The sequence below is a fragment of the Streptomyces sp. NPDC005551 genome (assembly GCF_042871785.1).
Lineage (GTDB): Bacteria > Actinomycetota > Actinomycetes > Streptomycetales > Streptomycetaceae > Streptomyces.
Window position 1 is genome coordinate 1 of record NZ_JBIAJE010000015.1, and the last position, 14,768, is coordinate 14,768.

General features: G+C 69.3%; 13 protein-coding genes and 3 pseudogenes. 7 read left to right on the forward strand and 9 right to left on the reverse strand.

What is annotated here, in order from left to right; all coding sequences use genetic code 11:
* Positions 1-434: 434 nt before the first annotated feature.
* Positions 435-830: pseudogene (locus ACFYP4_RS31835) on the reverse strand (DNA-3-methyladenine glycosylase); the annotation flags it as partial.
* A gap of 69 nt (positions 831-899) precedes the next feature.
* On the opposite strand from ACFYP4_RS31835, the gene ACFYP4_RS31840 reads away from it, so the two are divergent.
* A complete protein-coding gene (locus ACFYP4_RS31840) occupies positions 900-1,721 on the forward strand; it encodes a recombinase family protein (protein WP_388790167.1) in 822 nt (273 codons plus the stop codon).
* Complete coding sequence (locus ACFYP4_RS31845; protein WP_388790170.1) at positions 1,706-2,374, forward strand: zinc ribbon domain-containing protein; 669 nt, start codon at positions 1,706-1,708, stop codon at positions 2,372-2,374. Before ACFYP4_RS31840 ends, ACFYP4_RS31845 begins: the two co-directional genes overlap by 16 nt.
* On the opposite strand, the gene ACFYP4_RS31850 is transcribed toward ACFYP4_RS31845, so the two are convergent.
* Entirely contained in the window at positions 2,302-2,913 is a 612-nt protein-coding gene (locus ACFYP4_RS31850; RefSeq protein WP_358853450.1) for a DNA-3-methyladenine glycosylase, read from the reverse strand. The genes ACFYP4_RS31845 and ACFYP4_RS31850 overlap by 73 nt on opposite strands.
* Before the next feature lie 12 nt (positions 2,914-2,925).
* A pseudogene (locus tag ACFYP4_RS31855) lies at positions 2,926-3,185 on the reverse strand (DNA-3-methyladenine glycosylase); the annotation flags it as partial.
* 166 nt (positions 3,186-3,351) lie between these two features.
* On the opposite strand from ACFYP4_RS31855, the gene ACFYP4_RS31860 reads away from it, so the two are divergent.
* Both ACFYP4_RS31860 and ACFYP4_RS31865 read left to right on the forward strand, forming a co-directional pair.
* Positions 3,352-4,137 carry a sporulation protein gene (locus tag ACFYP4_RS31860; RefSeq protein WP_358853449.1) on the forward strand — a complete coding sequence of 262 codons (786 nt, stop codon included), beginning with the start codon at positions 3,352-3,354 and terminating at the stop codon, positions 4,135-4,137.
* A 262-nt stretch (positions 4,138-4,399) separates the two neighbouring features.
* Entirely contained in the window at positions 4,400-4,906 is a 507-nt protein-coding gene (locus ACFYP4_RS31865) for an HNH endonuclease (protein ID WP_358853448.1), read from the forward strand.
* A 57-nt stretch (positions 4,907-4,963) separates the two neighbouring features.
* Here ACFYP4_RS31865 and ACFYP4_RS31870 read toward each other — a convergent pair whose 3' ends face one another.
* The 3 genes from ACFYP4_RS31870 to ACFYP4_RS31880 all read right to left on the reverse strand — a co-directional run bounded on the left by ACFYP4_RS31870 (position 4,964) and on the right by ACFYP4_RS31880 (position 7,366).
* The gene (locus ACFYP4_RS31870) at positions 4,964-5,899 is read right to left on the reverse strand and encodes an SPFH domain-containing protein (protein WP_355787350.1); all 936 of its coding nucleotides are present in this window, start codon (positions 5,897-5,899) and stop codon (positions 4,964-4,966) included.
* A 123-nt stretch (positions 5,900-6,022) separates the two neighbouring features.
* Entirely contained in the window at positions 6,023-6,454 is a 432-nt protein-coding gene (locus ACFYP4_RS31875; RefSeq protein WP_358853447.1) for an NfeD family protein, read from the reverse strand.
* A 120-nt stretch (positions 6,455-6,574) separates the two neighbouring features.
* Positions 6,575-7,366, reverse strand: coding sequence for an ABC transporter ATP-binding protein (locus tag ACFYP4_RS31880; RefSeq protein ID WP_358853446.1), 792 nt, complete (start codon positions 7,364-7,366; stop codon positions 6,575-6,577).
* 121 nt (positions 7,367-7,487) lie between these two features.
* Here ACFYP4_RS31880 and ACFYP4_RS31885 point away from each other — a divergent pair, with 121 nt between their 5' ends.
* Entirely contained in the window at positions 7,488-8,276 is a 789-nt protein-coding gene (locus tag ACFYP4_RS31885; protein WP_388790176.1) for a hypothetical protein, read from the forward strand.
* Positions 8,277-8,442: 166 nt separating this feature from the next.
* Here the strand turns inward: ACFYP4_RS31885 and ACFYP4_RS31890 are convergent, their stop codons facing one another.
* On the reverse strand, positions 8,443-9,084 hold the full coding sequence (locus ACFYP4_RS31890; protein ID WP_358853444.1) for a response regulator transcription factor: 642 nt from the start codon (positions 9,082-9,084) through the stop codon (positions 8,443-8,445).
* Positions 9,077-10,264: a GAF domain-containing sensor histidine kinase gene (locus tag ACFYP4_RS31895; RefSeq protein ID WP_388790179.1), complete on the reverse strand. Its 1,188-nt coding sequence runs from the start codon at positions 10,262-10,264 to the stop codon at positions 9,077-9,079. The genes ACFYP4_RS31890 and ACFYP4_RS31895 overlap by 8 nt, the downstream gene beginning before the upstream one ends.
* A 160-nt stretch (positions 10,265-10,424) precedes the next feature.
* Between ACFYP4_RS31895 and ACFYP4_RS31900 the strand changes: the two are divergent.
* Together ACFYP4_RS31900 and ACFYP4_RS31905 are read left to right on the forward strand one after the other, a co-directional pair.
* Positions 10,425-10,878 (forward strand): annotated as a pseudogene (locus tag ACFYP4_RS31900) (S-adenosylmethionine:tRNA ribosyltransferase-isomerase); the annotation flags it as partial.
* A gap of 298 nt (positions 10,879-11,176) precedes the next feature.
* Positions 11,177-11,899, forward strand: a complete 723-nt coding sequence (locus ACFYP4_RS31905; RefSeq protein ID WP_388790182.1) for a transglycosylase SLT domain-containing protein — start codon at positions 11,177-11,179, stop codon at positions 11,897-11,899.
* Between the two features lie 97 nt (positions 11,900-11,996).
* Here the strand turns inward: ACFYP4_RS31905 and ACFYP4_RS31910 are convergent, their stop codons facing one another.
* Positions 11,997-14,615 carry an FHA domain-containing protein gene (locus ACFYP4_RS31910; RefSeq protein WP_388790185.1) on the reverse strand — a complete coding sequence of 873 codons (2,619 nt, stop codon included), beginning with the start codon at positions 14,613-14,615 and terminating at the stop codon, positions 11,997-11,999.
* Positions 14,616-14,768 lie beyond the last annotated feature (153 nt).

A 14,768-nucleotide genomic window follows, 5' to 3' on the forward strand; every position in this document is an offset into this window, starting at 1 on the left:
TCAAGGAACGGACGCTTCCTTTGTACTCACCCTCTCGGGCTTTCCTCCGGGCGCTTCCCTTCGGTCTTGCGTTTCCGACTCTATCAGACCGTTTCTGGCTCCGATTTCCTCGGTGCTTTCCAGGTTCCCGCTTTCGCGTTTCCCTTTCCGGCGGTTCCGACTCTACCAGACCCTTTCGGACCCGATTCCCTGTCGGCGGGATTGTCTTGGGCCTGCGGTTTATGCCTCGCGGGCCTTTCGACATTCACTACGTTAGCGGATTCCCCGTACAGCTCATAATCGAGCCGAGGAGTCAGAATTCGACATGCGGACATGGCGAATTGGACCCCGTTGAGGGGAGTCGCAGGTAGTGGGTTGGCCGCTTCCGGCTGCTGGCTGAACGCAGTACCCGGGTCAAGCGGCTCGGGCCACATTACGGATCCCTCCGAGGCGAGTCAAGTTCGGCGGCGACGAGGCGTATGGGCCCGATAGGGGCTCACCGTCGGGTCGTTGGCGATCCAGAAGCGCCAGGGGTGGACGCCGCCGTCGCCGGAGACCCCGGTGCGGGGACCGCTGAGTACCTGGTCGGGATGCACGGGAGTGCCGGCCAGCATGCGGAAGGGACCGTCCTCGGGCCCGCAGGCGTCCGCACCGTCGAGGGCGCGGTCCACCCCGAGGGCCGTGGCCAGGCGGGCGGGTCCTTTGGCCAGTTCTCTGTCGTTGCGGGCCGAGAGTCGGCGTTCGCGGGCGAGCTCGGCACCCTCCGTGACCTCACCGGCCCGCAGCAGGATCCCGCTCGCTCTGCCCTGGGGGCCGCAGACCGGGTTCATGCAGTGGCACATGCCATAGGTAACTCACCAGGCATATATGTCGTTTGGTCCGGCATCATCCGCAAGGCGACGACGAGCAGGAGACAGGCAGTGCGCGCAATCATCTACGCCAGGCTCAGTCCCACCCCGAGGGGCGAGGAATCCAAGGGTGGGAACCTGACACAACAGGTCGAGCTGAGTCAGGCGCTCTGCGACCGGAAGGGCTGGTCGGTCGTAGCCGTGATCGTCGAGGAGGACACGTCAGCTTCGACCAAGCGGGGAGCAAAGCGAAGCGCCGAGTGGGAGCGCGTCAAAGCTCTGGTGGAGGACGGCAAGGCCGACGCCATCGTGTCCCGCCACTACGACCGTATGTACCGCACCCCCTGGGACCTTGAAGACCTGGTGGACCTGGCCGAGGCGACCGGCGTCACGCTGGCCGCCGCACAGGCTCAGGGCGTGCTCGACCTGTCCACTCCGTCCGGCCGTCTCGCTGCTTGCATCGGCGCTGTGGTGGCTCGCAACGAGACCGAGATGCGGGTAGAGCGTCAGGTACTCGGACACCAGCGGTGCAGGGAGTCGGGGAGGCCCTTCTGGAGTACTCGCCCCTTCGGCTTCGAGCGGGACGGCAGGCACCGGGAAACAGAGGCGGAAGCCCTGCGGCAGGCGTACCGGGATGTCCTGGCGGGTGTCACCGTCTGGTCCATCGCGAAGGACTGGAACACGCGTGGACTGCCCTCGCCCCATGGCAAGGAGTGGCGCAGCTCGAACCTTCGGACCGTCCTCTTGAAGCCGAGGAACGCGGGAATCCAGACGTACTCGCAGTGGGTCGAAAGCCGGACGGGAAGCGCGTGCGGCGGACCGAGGAGACCGGCACGGGCAACTGGCAGGCGATCGTCTCCGAGACCATATTTCGGGCCTTGGTCCGCTACCTGAGCGACCCCGAGCGCAACACGGGCGGGGGCGGCAAGCGCAAAGCCCTGTTGTCCGGCGTGGCCCGCTGCTCCAAGTGTCAGGCCGTCATCACTCAAGGTTGGAGCAAGAAGAACGCGGCAGGCGAGCGGTACCGCATCTACACCTGTTCTGGTGGCCGCTGCATCACCTGCCCGGCGGACCCGCTTGACTCCTTCGTGGTCAGGAACGTCATCGACAGGGCCGAGGAGTGGAACGCGGCACCGGCCACAGATGCCGCGGACGAGGAGCGAGAGGCCGGACTACTGGCCGAGGAGACGGCCGCCTCCGAGAGGCGCACTGCCCTGGCGGAGATGTTCGCTGTAGGGGACATCTCCGCGTCGACCCTGCGGACGGGCATCAGCAGGTGTGATGCCGACCTGACCACGATCCAGGCCGAGCTGGCAGATCTGGCATTACGGAGGGCCAAGCCGGCTGTCGGCGCCACGTGGCGACGGGCCCTGTCTGACGAGAGTCGGGGGCCCTTCGTCATACCCGGCAAGGAGCCGGACATCCCTTCAAGCCTCTGCGTGCACCTCTCGCTCCCCAGCGAGGCGGGCAGCGCTCAGGCTCCGGCGGGCGGTTTGGCGCGCGGGCTCAGTCGGTACGCCGACACCGTCGGATCACCGGCTAGGTAGAACCGGTGTTGCCAGTCGTGGGCCTTGCTCACCCCTACGCGAGGGCCGGCCTGGATGAGCGCGGCAGATACAGGCTCACCTTCGGACAACAGGACCGAGGGCCCTCTTAGGAGGTCCGCGCCGTTGTGCTCTCCCGTCACGCCGAGTGCCTGGCAGAAGTTCCCCGGACCTCGGGCGAGCCGTGCGCTCTCGACCATCTCCCCCCGTCGCTCGCGTGCCAGGTCTTCCCCCTCGATGACCCTGCCTGCCCGGATGAGGACGGCCGAGGCGATGCCGTCCGTCCCGGTGACGACGTTGGCGCACCAGTGGAGGCCGTGGGACCGATACACGTACAGGTGCCCTGCAGGTCCGAACATGACCGCGTTACGGGGCGTCTGGCCTCGGTAGGCATGGGAAGCCGGGTCAGCCGTACCGGAGTACGCCTCGGTCTCCGTGATGACGATGCTCACGGTTCCCTCCGGGGTCTTGCAGGTGAGGACACTACCGAGCAACCTTGGGGCGACCTCTTCGGCAGGATGGGCGAGGAGATCGATGTTCATGCTGACCGCCTTGACATGCCATAGGTGAAGTAGACGTACACATGACCGGGCGGGCCGAACATCACGTCGTTGCGGGCCGTGCGGCCCCGGTAGGCGTGGGAGCCGGGGTCATTGGGACCGTCGTAGGCCTCGACCTCGGTGAGGCGCAGTTCGATCGGGCCGTCCTCCGTGGTGCGCACGAGGGTGCGCCCGAGGAGGTCCGGAGCGACCTCCAGGACGGGCCGGTCGAAGAACTCCCGGGCGAGAGGCGTACGGTCAGGGGCCGCGATCATGGCGTACGAGCGTAGTCGAGAGCGGCTGCTCGTCGTCGGGGTGGTCAGGGAGCGTCCCCCTTGGCAGGGTGAGGACGCGGAACCGGCCGCCACCGGATCGCGTTTGTACGGATCAGGGATCCACACGCACACAGAACGTACAGGCGTTGCCTGGGGAGGAAGTGACATGGGGTTCAAGCGGCTGCTTGCGAGCATGGGAGCCGGCGGGGCTTCGGTCGAGACGGTGCTGACCGAGGTCAACACGGTTCCGGGCGGCGTCGTGCAGGGCGAGGTGCGGATCCAGGGCGGATCCGTGGACCAGGCCATCGAGGGTCTGTCGGTGGGCCTGCAGGCCAGGGTCGAGGTCGAGGGCCACGACGACCAGGAGCACAAGCAGGACATCGAGTTCACCAAGGTGCGGCTGGGCGGTGCCTTCGAGCTGAAGGCGGGCGCGGTGCACGCCGTCCCGTTCGGCCTGGAGATCCCCTGGGAGACGCCGGTCACGACGATCGACGGCCAGCCGCTGCGGGGGATGCACATCGGGGTGACCACGGAGCTGGAGATCGCGCGCGCCGTCGACTCGAGCGACCTGGACCCGATCAACGTGCACCCGCTGCCCGCCCAGCAGGCGATCCTGGACGCGTTCCTCCAGCTCGGTTTCCGCTTCAAGAGCGCCGACATGGAGCGCGGTCACATCCGCGGTACGCGGCAGAAGCTGCCGTTCTACCAGGAGATCGAGTTCTTCCCGCCGGCGCAGTACCGCGGGCTGAACCAGGTCGAGCTGAGCTTCGTCGCCGACGAGCGCGAGATGGACGTCGTCCTGGAGATGGACAAGAGGCCGGGCCTGTTCAGCGAGGGCAGCGACTCGTTCCGCGCCTTCAAGGTGGGCCTGAACGACTACCAGGGCACCGACTGGACCGCGTACCTGAACCAGTGGCTGTCGGAGGTCGGCAGCAAGCGCAGCTGGTTCTAGGACCGGCCGGGAAGCGGTTCCGGCACGGACTGGTGTTCCGCGTCGCCGCGACGGACGCCCGGCCGCCGGGCGCGCGCCCGGCTCGTCGGTGAGTTCACGGCTCCCGTGCAAGACGGCGTTCCCCGGACGTTTGCCCGCCTCTGGTCTTGGAATTGATCAGAGGCGGGCATCTTTTTTATTGCGTTGTCCATCTCGACGTGCCCGGCCAGAGTTGATCCAAGCCCGCCAGGGGGTGGGCCGGAGCGCATGGGAGGTGGGCTTGATGCGGGACACGCTGGTACTGAATGCGAGCTTTGAGCCGCTGTCGACGGTGACGTTGAACCGGGCCGTCGTTCTGGTGCTGCAGGACAAGGCCGTCGTCGAGCAGGCCCACCCCGAACTCCGCATGCGCGGAGCCGCGGTCGACATACCCGTGCCCCGGGTGATCAGGCTCTGCCGTTACGTACGGGTGCCGTTCCGAAGACAAGCGCCGTGGTCCCGCAGGGGTGTGCTGGTGCGGGACCGGCACCGGTGCGCGTACTGCGGCAGGCGGGCGACGACCGTGGACCACGTGGTGCCGCGGGCGCAGGGCGGCCAGGACTCCTGGCTGAACACCGTCGCGTCCTGCGCCGAGGACAATCACCGCAAAGCGGACCGTACGCCGGAGCAGGCGGGCATGCCGCTGCTGCGGCAGCCGTTCGAGCCGACGCCCGCGGACGCGATGCTGCTGACGCTCGGGCAGGACGACTTCCAGGCGCTGCCGGAGTGGCTGGCGCAGCCGGCCGCCTGAGGCCGTACGTGACCGGGGCCCGCCTTCGTCGAAGGCGGGCCCCGGTCATGTGCTGCGTCAGTCCGTGACGGACGGCTTCTCACGGCGCTCGGAGCCGCCGCCACCCGAACCGCCGCCCATCGGGCCGAAATTGCCCATGGCGCCGCTCAGGCCCTTGAGGGCGTCACCGATCTCGCTCGGTACGATCCAGAGCTTGTTGGCGTCGCCCTCGGCGATCTTCGGGAGCATCTGGAGGTACTGGTAGGCGAGGAGCTTCTGGTCCGCGTCTCCGGCGTGGATGGACTCGAAGACCGTACGGATGGCCTGGGCCTCGCCCTCCGCGCGCAGGGCGGCGGCCTTGGCCTCACCCTCGGCCCGCAGGATCGCGGACTGCTTCTCACCTTCGGCGGTGAGGATCTGCGACTGGCGGATGCCTTCGGCGGTGAGGATCGCGGCGCGCTTGTCGCGGTCGGCGCGCATCTGCTTCTCCATCGAGTCCTGGATGGAGGTGGGCGGCTCGATGGCCTTGAGCTCCACGCGGTTGACGCGGATGCCCCACTTGCCGGTGGCCTCGTCCAGGACGCCGCGCAGGGCCGCGTTGATCTCCTCGCGGGAGGTGAGGGTCCGCTCCAGGTCCATGCCACCGATGATGTTGCGCAGGGTGGTGACGGTGAGCTGCTCGATCGCCTGGATGTAGCTGGCGACCTCGTACGTGGCGGCGCGGGCGTCGGTGACCTGGTAATAGATGACCGTGTCGATGTTGACCACCAGGTTGTCCTGGGTGATCACCGGCTGCGGCGGGAACGGCACGACCTGTTCGCGCAGGTCGATGCGGTTGCGGATGGTGTCGATGAACGGGACGACGATGTTGAGGCCCGCGTTCAGTGTCCGCGTGTAGCGGCCGAAGCGCTCGACGATGGCCGCGCTGGCCTGTGGGATGACCTGGATGGTCTTGATCAGGGCGATGAAGACCAACACCACCAGAATGATCAGGACGATGATGATCGGTTCCATCGATGCTCCCCGTACCCTTCGCCTCGGTAATTCCCTCAGATCTTACGGGTGTTGAAGATCTTGCTGGACGAGTCTGACAGACCGTCGGTCGCGACGTGGGGCGTTCGGTCCAGTCGTGCGCGGTCACATCACGATCGCCGTGGCGCCCTCGATGTCGACGACGTCGACCTGCTCCCCCGCCTCGTAGGTCTGTCCGGCGTCGAGGGAGCGCGCCGACCAGATATCTCCGGCGAGCTTGATCCGGCCGCCCGAGCCGTCGACCCGTTCCAGCACGACGGCCGTCTTGCCCCGCAACGCGTCCACACCGGTGGCGAGTTGGGGGCGTTGGGCCCGGTGCCGGGCCGCGATGGGGCGCACCACGGCGATGAGGGCGACCGATACGGCGACGAAGACGAGGACCTGGAGGACGACGTCGCCGCCGAGTCCCGCGGCGCCCGCCGCCGCGACGGCGCCCACGGCCAGCATGCCGAACTCCGGCATCGCCGTGACCACGAGGGGGATTCCGAGTCCGACGGCGGCGACCAGCCACCACACCCATGCGTCGATGTCGTTCACACGGTCATGGTAGGACCGCGCCGCACGGACGGACAGGGCGCACGATCACGGGTACCCCCGCCGCGCGGGCCCGGGGGGCGTTTGGCCCCGGACCCCGCCGCGGGCCGCACCGACCGGGTGTCAGGAGAGCGGGAGGCCCTGCGCCGTCCAGCGCTCGCCGACCTGCTCGACGACGAGGGGCAGGCCGAAGCAGAGGGAAAGGTTGCGCGAGGTGAGTTCGAGCTCGAGCGGGCCGGCGGCCAGCACCTTGCCCTGGCGGATCATCAGCACGTGGGTGAAGCCCGGCGCGATCTCCTCGACATGGTGCGTGACCATGATCATGGAGGGGGCGATCGGGTCGCGGGCCAGGCGGCCGAGGCGGCGCACGAGGTCCTCGCGGCCTCCGAGGTCGAGGCCCGCGGCGGGCTCGTCCAGGAGCAGCAGTTCGGGGTCGGTCATCAGGGCGCGCGCGATCAGGGTGCGCTTGCGTTCGCCTTCGGAGAGCGTCCCGAAGTTGCGGTCGAGGTAGTCGCTCATGCCGAGGCGGTCGAGGAACGCGCGGGCGCGCTGCTCGTCGATGTCCTCGTACTCCTCCTGCCAGCCGGCGGTCATGCCGTACGCGGCGGTGAGCACGGTCTGCAGGACGGTCTGGCGCTTGGGGAGCTTCTCCGCCATGGCGATGCCCGCCATGCCGATGCGCGGGCGCAGGTCGAAGACGTCGACCTTGCCGAGGGTCTCACCGAGGACGGTGGCGGTGCCCGAGCTGGGGAAGAGGTAGCTGGAGGCGAGGTTCAGGAGGGTCGTCTTCCCGGCGCCGTTCGGGCCGAGGATGACCCAGCGCTCGCCTTCCTTGACCGACCAGGAGACCTGGTCCACCAGAGCCCGGCCCTCTCGGACCACGGATACGTCCTCAAGCTCCAGAACATCGCTCATCAGCGCGCTGTCTCCCATTGCAGTCTCGGCCGTCGCATACGTCTGTGGACGCAGCCCCCAGGGAAAACCTACGCCACCGGTCGGGCGGTCCAATCCATCGGTCGGTCCTTAGGGTGGGGGCATGCTCTCGGAACCACGCTCAGGACGCCTGGCCGCATGGGGAAACGCCCTTTTGGCCGGACTTGTTTCGCCGGACGACGCCGTGCTCGCCATCGTCGGTGAGGACGCCGTGCATCGCGTCGCGGGACTCCCCGGTGAGCCGGGGCCCGTCGGTCTCACGCTCGCCCTCGGGCGGCTGCGCGCGCTCGGGGTGACCGGGCTGCGGGTGGCGCTGCCCGCGCCGGGGCATCCGCTGGGGCTGAGCGGGCCGCCTGAGTTCAACGCGCGGGCCCTCGACGCGCAGGAGGCGGTCGTCTGCCGGGGGGCCGGGCTCGGGCTGGTGCCTGAGGTGTACGAGGCGGGGCCCGAGGGCGACGTCCACGTGGAGGTCGTCTGGCACTGCCTTCCCGTACGGGAGGCGCCGCCCGCGGACGTGCCGTCCCTCGGCGAGGCGGAGCGGGAACTGGCGGAGGCCCTGCGCGAGGCGACCGAGGTGCTGTCGCGGCTCGACGTGGCCGGGTCGGGGCCGGTGGCGGAGGCCGCGGTGGACGCGTACTGGGCTCGGGCCGAGCGGGGTCGTGAGGTGCTGGCGCCCGGGTATCCGCCGCGGGCGGTACGGGTGCTGGAGCTGGCCCAGCGGGTGGGGCTGCTGATCTCCGTGGCGTACGAGAACGGGCACGGCGGGGCGGTGAGCGCCTCGGAGATGGGGGCGCGGGCGGAGGCGCTGCGGCCGGTGGAGCGGACGGCTCGGCGGGCGCAGGTGGCCGCGTTCAACGCGTTCGTGGAGGAGCGGGAGCGGGGGGTTCGCTGAACTCGCGGGCAGCGGGCGGGCGTTGCCCTCGTCGGGCGCCGTCCGGGTGGACCACTCCCGCCTTCACTCCGGGCGCCCCGCCTTGGCCCCCGGTGTCGGGGCGCGGTCGGCTGGACGGGCACCGGCCGGTGCCCCTCCGGGTGGGCACGCTCCCGTCCGGGCACCTTCAGCCTGCCGCCCCGTGCCGTACGGCCCACAGCGCGGCCTGCGTACGGTCGGCGAGGTCGAGTTTCATCAGGATGTTCGACACGTGGGTCTTGACGGTCTTCTCGGAGAGGACGAGTGCCCGGGCGATCTCCCGGTTGGAGCGGCCGTCGGCGATCAGACCGAGCACCTCGCGCTCCCGCTCGGTGAGCGAGCCGCCCCTCCCCTGACCCGGTCCCGCCTCCTCCTGGGACAGCAGGGCGCCCGCGACCTCGGGCTGGAGCAGGATGTGTCCGGCGTGCACGGACCGGATGGCGCCGGCGAGCGCGTCGGGGTCGATGTCCTTGTACACGTACCCGGCGGCACCGGCGCGCAGGGCGGGCACCACCGTGCGCTGCTCGGTGAAGCTGGTCACGATCAGCACGCGCGCGGGGTTGGCCAGCTCGCGCAGCCTGCGCAGCGCCTCGACGCCGTCCATCCCCGGCATCTTCACGTCCATGAGGACGACGTCCGGTTTCAGTTCCTCCGCGCGGGCGACTCCTTCGGCGCCGTCGGAGGCCTCGCCCACGACCTCGATGTCGTCCTGCACCTCGAGGAAGGTGCGCAGGCCCCGGCGGACCACTTGGTGGTCGTCGACCAGCAGCACCTTGATCGCGTCAGCCACCAGGGACCTCCATCTCTATCCGGGTGCCCTTTCCGGGCGCCGATTCCACGGTGAGCGTGCCGCCGACGCCGCTCGCCCGGTCCCGCATGGAGACGAGGCCGAGATGGCGTCCCGCGCTGCGGATCGCGTGGGGTTCGAAGCCGCCGCCGTCGTCGGCGACGGTGAGGACGGCGCCCGGTCCGCGCTTCGCGAGGGTCACGTCGACGCGGGCCGCTCCGGAGTGGCGCAGCGCGTTGTGCAGCGCTTCCTGGGCGACGCGCAGCAGGGCTTCCTCCTGGGCCGCGGGCAGGGCGCGTACTCCGCTGCTCTCGAAGGTCACGCGCGCCGCCTGGGCGCGGTCGAGCACCTGGATCTGGGTGCGCAGCGTGGCCACGAGACCGTCCTCGTCGAGGGCGGCGGGCCGCAGCTCCACGACGGCGGCGCGCAGTTCGTCGACGGCTTCCGCGGCGAGGGCGGCGACCTGCTGGAGTTCGCCCTTGGCCCGGGAGGGGTCGCGGTCGACGAGGGCCGCGGCGGCCTGGGCGGTGAGGCGCAGCGAGAACAGTTTCTGGCTGACGGCGTCGTGCAGCTCGTGCGCGAGGCGGGAGCGCTCCTCGGCGATGGTGAGTTCCCGGCTGCGCTCGTAGAGCCGGGCGTTGGTCAGGGCGATCGCGGCGTGCTGGGCGAGGATCGTCAGGAGTTCCTCGTCCTCCTCGGTGAAGCGGCAGCGGAGGCCGTCGCCCTCTTCTCTGCCGGGTCCGGGTGCGGCGGGGCGCTCCTCGGAGCACCGCACCTTGTTGGCGAGGAAGAGGGCGCCGAGGACGTCGTCGCCGTCGCGGATCGGCAGGCCGAGGAAGTCCGACATCTCGGGGTGGGCCGCGGGCCAGCCCTCGAAGCGGGGGTCCTCGCGCACGTCGGCGAGGCGCTCGGCGCGGGCCTCGTGCAGCATCGCGGCGAGGATGCCGTGCTGGCGCGGGAGCGGTCCGATGGCCTTCCACTGGGCGTCGCTGACACCGTCGACGACGAACTGGGCGAAGCCTCCGTGATCGTCCGGGACACCGAGGGCCGCGTACTCGGCGTCGAGCAGCTCGCGGGCCGAGGCGACGATCGTCTTGAGGACGTCGCGCACCTCGAGGTGTCTGCTCATGGCCAGCAGCGCGGAGCTGACCGCGTACAGGCCGGACCTGGGGCCTTGGCTCATGACTTCACGGTACCGGCGGCCTGTGACAGTGCGTATCCGACCTGTGGTGGCGGTCGCCCGGGCCGGTGGACCTAGGTCGCGGGACCCATGCCGGCGGGCCTAGTGCTAGAGGCCCATGCCGGCGGGCCCAGTGCGAGCGGCCCATGCCGGTGGGTCTAAGGGCGAAGGGCCCGGACACCCCCGGGAAGCCGCACCTCCCATTCGCTACTCGTACACGGAGCGGGCTCAGCCGCCGTCGGCGTACCAGACGGTGTTCGCGCTGCCGTCCGCCGACGGTACGGGCAGTGCGGAGATGCCGAGCGTGGCGCGTCCCTTGACAGCGCGGCGTCCGCGGCGGGAGCGGACGGGGTGGTCCGGGGCGGGCAGGGCTGGACGGATCTGGGATCACACCGGAGCGCGGGGTACGGGTGGTGGAGGGGCTGCTGACCGGGCTGCACGAGCCGGAGGCGTCGCATCTGCTGATGTCGGCGGCCGTCACCGGGCGGGCCGCGGTCGAGCGCGGGTACGGCGAGGCGCTGCGCGGGCGCCATCTCTGGCACGAGTTCGGGGACACCCACCTCCTGCTGCCGGCGGAAGACCCTCACACAGAGCATTGCGTCAGCAACCTGGGGTGAGACTGGCGCGGTGGCGGTGTGAGCCCGCGCATAGGGCACACATCACGTACGAACGGGCATAGGAGACAGGGGGGACCCACCTGAGCGGGGAAGACGTGCCAGTCTGCCCCGTTTTGCCCCTCTGTGCTCCACTACCCCGCTTCGTACGTCACACCTTTGCCACAGGATTTTGCGGCCGCTAACAATGGCTCACGTCGCTCAACGCCGCGGGTTTCGCCCCGCGGCGTTCGTCCGGAAAAACACTCTGTCCCCACGGACCGGGAGCGGCGTCCGCGCTATTCGAAGAGGTCCATCAGTCATGCCCAAGAAGTTCATCGCTCCGGTGCACAGTCCCCAGCTGACCAAGACCCACAAGCTTTCGTTCGCCGGTGTCGCGGCCCTCGGTGCCGCCGCCCTCGCGTTCACGGCCGTGCCGGCGAACTCGCAGACCACGACCACCGACGCCGCCGCGTCCACGTCCTCCGTGGCCTACAGCCAGGAGCAGATCAAGGACGTGAAGGCCAGCGTCACCGACCAGCTGGCGGGCGCCACGGTCAAGGCCGAGGCCGCGAAGAAGAAGGCTGCCGACGAGGCCGCCGCGAAGAAGAAGGCCGCCGAGCAGGCCGCCGCCAAGAAGAAGGCGGAGGAGGCGCGCAAGAAGCAGGCCGCGACCCGCTCCGCGCAGCGCCCGCAGGTCAAGCCGGTCGCCGCCAAGACGTACGCGAACAACCTGGACGGCTGGATCCGCCAGTCGCTGGACATCATGAAGCAGAAGGGCATCCCGGGCAGCTACCACGGGCTGCACAAGAACATCATCCGCGAGTCCTCGGGCAACCCCAACGCCATCAACGACTGGGACATCAACGCCATCAACGGCATCCCGTCGAAGGGCCTGCTCCAGGTCATCCCGCCGACCTTCGCGGCGTACCACGTCCCGGGCACGTCGACGAACATCTACGACCCGGTCGCCAACATCACGGCCGCCGCCAACTACGCGGCCGACAAGTACGGCTCCATCGACAACGTCAACAGCGCCTACTGAGTCTCGCGAGTATCGCGCGGACCTCTGAGGGTCTCGGTCAAGACGCACAAGGGCGGCACCCCGGTCGGGGGTGCCGCCCTTCAGGTGTCCGGTGGCGCTACTTGCGCATGACCTCCGGCTCGTGGCGGCGCAGGAAGCGGGCCACGAAGAAGCCGCACAGGGCGCCGAGGACGAGCAGGGCCATCATGTCCATGGTCCAGGCCGATGCCGCGTGGTCCCAGAGCGGGTCCGTGCTGGACGGGTCGTCCGTGTTCGGACTGATGTTGTTGAAGTCCAGCGTGGCGCCGGCCGCGGCGACCGCCCAGCGCGACGGCATCAGGTACGAGAACTGGTTGACGCCGACGGTGCCGTGCAGGATGAAGAGGCAGCCGGTGAAGACGACCTGGATGATCGCGAACATGACCAGCAGGGGCATGGTCTTCTCGGCGGTCTTCACCAGGGACGAGATGATCAGGCCGAACATCATCGAGGTGAAGCCGAGAGCCATGATCGGGATCGACAGCTCGATCATGACCGCGATCTTGCCGCTGCCGAGGATCAGGCCCTCGTCGGGGATCGTGCGGCTGGAGAAGCCGATCACGCCGACCAGGGCGCCCTGGAACACCGTGACGGTGCCGAGGACGATGACCTTCGACATCAGGTAAGCGGAGCGCGACAGACCGGTCGCCCGTTCCCGCTCGTAGATCACGCGTTCCTTGATCAGTTCGCGGACCGAGTTGGCCGCGCCCGCGAAGCAGGCGCCGACCGCGAGGATCAGGAGCACCGTGGTGGCGGTGCCGTTCGGGATGTGCGCGCCGGTCTTCGGGTTGACCGCCGGGTTCACCAGCAGGTTCTTGTCCGGGTCGATCAGCAGGCTGACCGCGCCGAGGACCGCCGGCAGGATCACCGTCAGCGCCAGGAACCCCTTGTCGGACGCGATCACCGACACATAGCGGCGGACCAGCGTCATCAGCTGCGAGCCCCAGCCCTGCGGCTTGGGCGGCTTCATCGCCTGCGCGGGCGGCATGTGCACCGACTGCGGGGCGACGGCGTCGATGTCCGCGGCGTACATCTGGTAGTGCTGCGAACCCCTCCAGCGGCCCGCCCAGTCGTAGTCGCGGTAGTTCTCGAAGGCGGAGAAGACGTCGGCCCAGGTGTCGTAGCCGAAGAAGTTCAGGGCCTCCTCGGGCGGACCGAAGTAGGCGACCGAGCCGCCGGGCGCCATCACCAGCAGCTTGTCGCAGATCGCCAGCTCGGCCACGGAGTGGGTGACGACGAGCACCGTGCGGCCGTCGTCGGCGAGGCCGCGCAACAGCTGCATGACGTCGCGGTCCATGCCCGGGTCGAGACCGGAGGTCGGCTCGTCCAGGAAGATCAGCGAGGGCTTGGTCAGCAGCTCCAGGGCGACCGAGACCCGCTTGCGCTGGCCGCCGGAGAGAGAGGTGACCTTCTTCTCCTTGTGGATGTCCAGCTTGAGCTCGCGCAGCACCTCGTCGATCCGGGCGTCGCGCTCCTTCCCGGTGGTGTCCGCGGGGAAGCGCAGCTTGGCCGCGTACTTGAGGGCCTTCCTGACGGTCAGCTCCTTGTGCAGGATGTCGTCCTGCGGGACCAGACCGATGCGCTGCCGCAGTTCGGCGAACTGCTTGTACAGGTTCCGGTTGTCGTAGAGGACGTCACCCTGGTTGGCGGGGCGGTAGCCCGTGAGTGCCTTCAGGAGCGTCGACTTGCCGGAACCCGACGGGCCGATCACCGCGATGAGCGACTTCTCCGGGACGCCGAAGGAGACGTCCTTGAGGATCTGCTTGCCGCCGTCGACCGTGACGGTCAGATGGCGGGCCGAGAAGGAGACCTCACCGGTGTCGACGAACTCCTCGAGCCGGTCGCCGACCAGCCGGAACGTCGAGTGACCGACGCCGACGATGTCGTTCGGGCCGAGCAGCGCGGAACCGCCCTTGGCGATCGGCTGGCCGTTGACGTACGTGCCGTTGTGCGAGCCGAGGTCGCGGATCTCGTAGCGGCCGTCCGGCGTCGCGTGGAACTCGGCGTGGTGCCGAGAGACCTGGAGGTCGGAGACGACCAGCTCGTTCTCCAGAGCGCGGCCGATGCGCATGACACGGCCCAGCGAGAACTGGTGGAACGTGGTCGGGCTGCGGTCGCCGTAGACCGGCGGCGCCCCCGCGCCCCCACCGGGTCCGTGCTGCTGCGGGACGGAAGCACCCTGCTGCGACTGCGGCCAGTTCTGCTGCTGCGGAGCCTGCTGCTGAGGCGGAACCTGCTGAGGTGCCTGCTTCTGGAGCGGCGCCTGCTGAGGTGCCTGCTGCTGAAGCGGCGCCTGCTGCTGCGGAGCCTGCGGCTGAGGTGCCTGATGCGCCCAGCCGGGGCCCGCGCCCTGCGCCGCGTACGGCTGCCGGGGCTGCGCCTGCTGCTGCGGGGCCACCGCCGCGGTGGCACCCGAGAGGCTCAGGCGCGGACCGTCCGTCGCGTTGCCGAGGTGCACGGCCGAGCCGGGGACGATCTCCAGCTGATGGATCCGCTGACCCTGCACGAACGTGCCGTTGGTGCTGCCGTGGTCCTCGATGACCCAACTGCGGCCGCTCCAGCTGATCGTGGCGTGACGCCAGGACACCCTGGCGTCGTCGAGCACCACGTCCCCCTGCGGATCACGTCCGAGGGTGTATGGCCTGGACGCATCGAGCGTCCAGGTCCGTCCATTCAATTCCAGTACGAGTTCCGGCACTCCATGCCCCACTGAGTTGTCCCCCGAAGTTCCCCCATCACAGGGAGTCTAGGGATGTCGAACATCGTGGGGAACTATTTCAGTAGGAGCCCCCTGACCGAAAGTCGGGCCATGTGAAGACTGCCCGGGTGCGGCTTGTCCGTTTCCGTTGAC

Coding starts and splice junctions, on each gene's coding strand:
- ACFYP4_RS31850 (WP_358853450.1), bottom strand. CDS start 2,913: ATGAACATCGATCTCCTCGCCCATCCTGCCGAAGAGGTCGCCCCAAGG.
- ACFYP4_RS31865 (WP_358853448.1), top strand. CDS start 4,400: ATGCGGGACACGCTGGTACTGAATGCGAGCTTTGAGCCGCTGTCGACG.
- ACFYP4_RS31885 (WP_388790176.1), top strand. CDS start 7,488: ATGCTCTCGGAACCACGCTCAGGACGCCTGGCCGCATGGGGAAACGCC.
- ACFYP4_RS31860 (WP_358853449.1), top strand. CDS start 3,352: ATGGGGTTCAAGCGGCTGCTTGCGAGCATGGGAGCCGGCGGGGCTTCG.
- ACFYP4_RS31905 (WP_388790182.1), top strand. CDS start 11,177: ATGCCCAAGAAGTTCATCGCTCCGGTGCACAGTCCCCAGCTGACCAAG.
- ACFYP4_RS31880 (WP_358853446.1), bottom strand. CDS start 7,366: ATGAGCGATGTTCTGGAGCTTGAGGACGTATCCGTGGTCCGAGAGGGC.
- ACFYP4_RS31895 (WP_388790179.1), bottom strand. CDS start 10,264: ATGAGCCAAGGCCCCAGGTCCGGCCTGTACGCGGTCAGCTCCGCGCTG.
- ACFYP4_RS31870 (WP_355787350.1), bottom strand. CDS start 5,899: ATGGAACCGATCATCATCGTCCTGATCATTCTGGTGGTGTTGGTCTTC.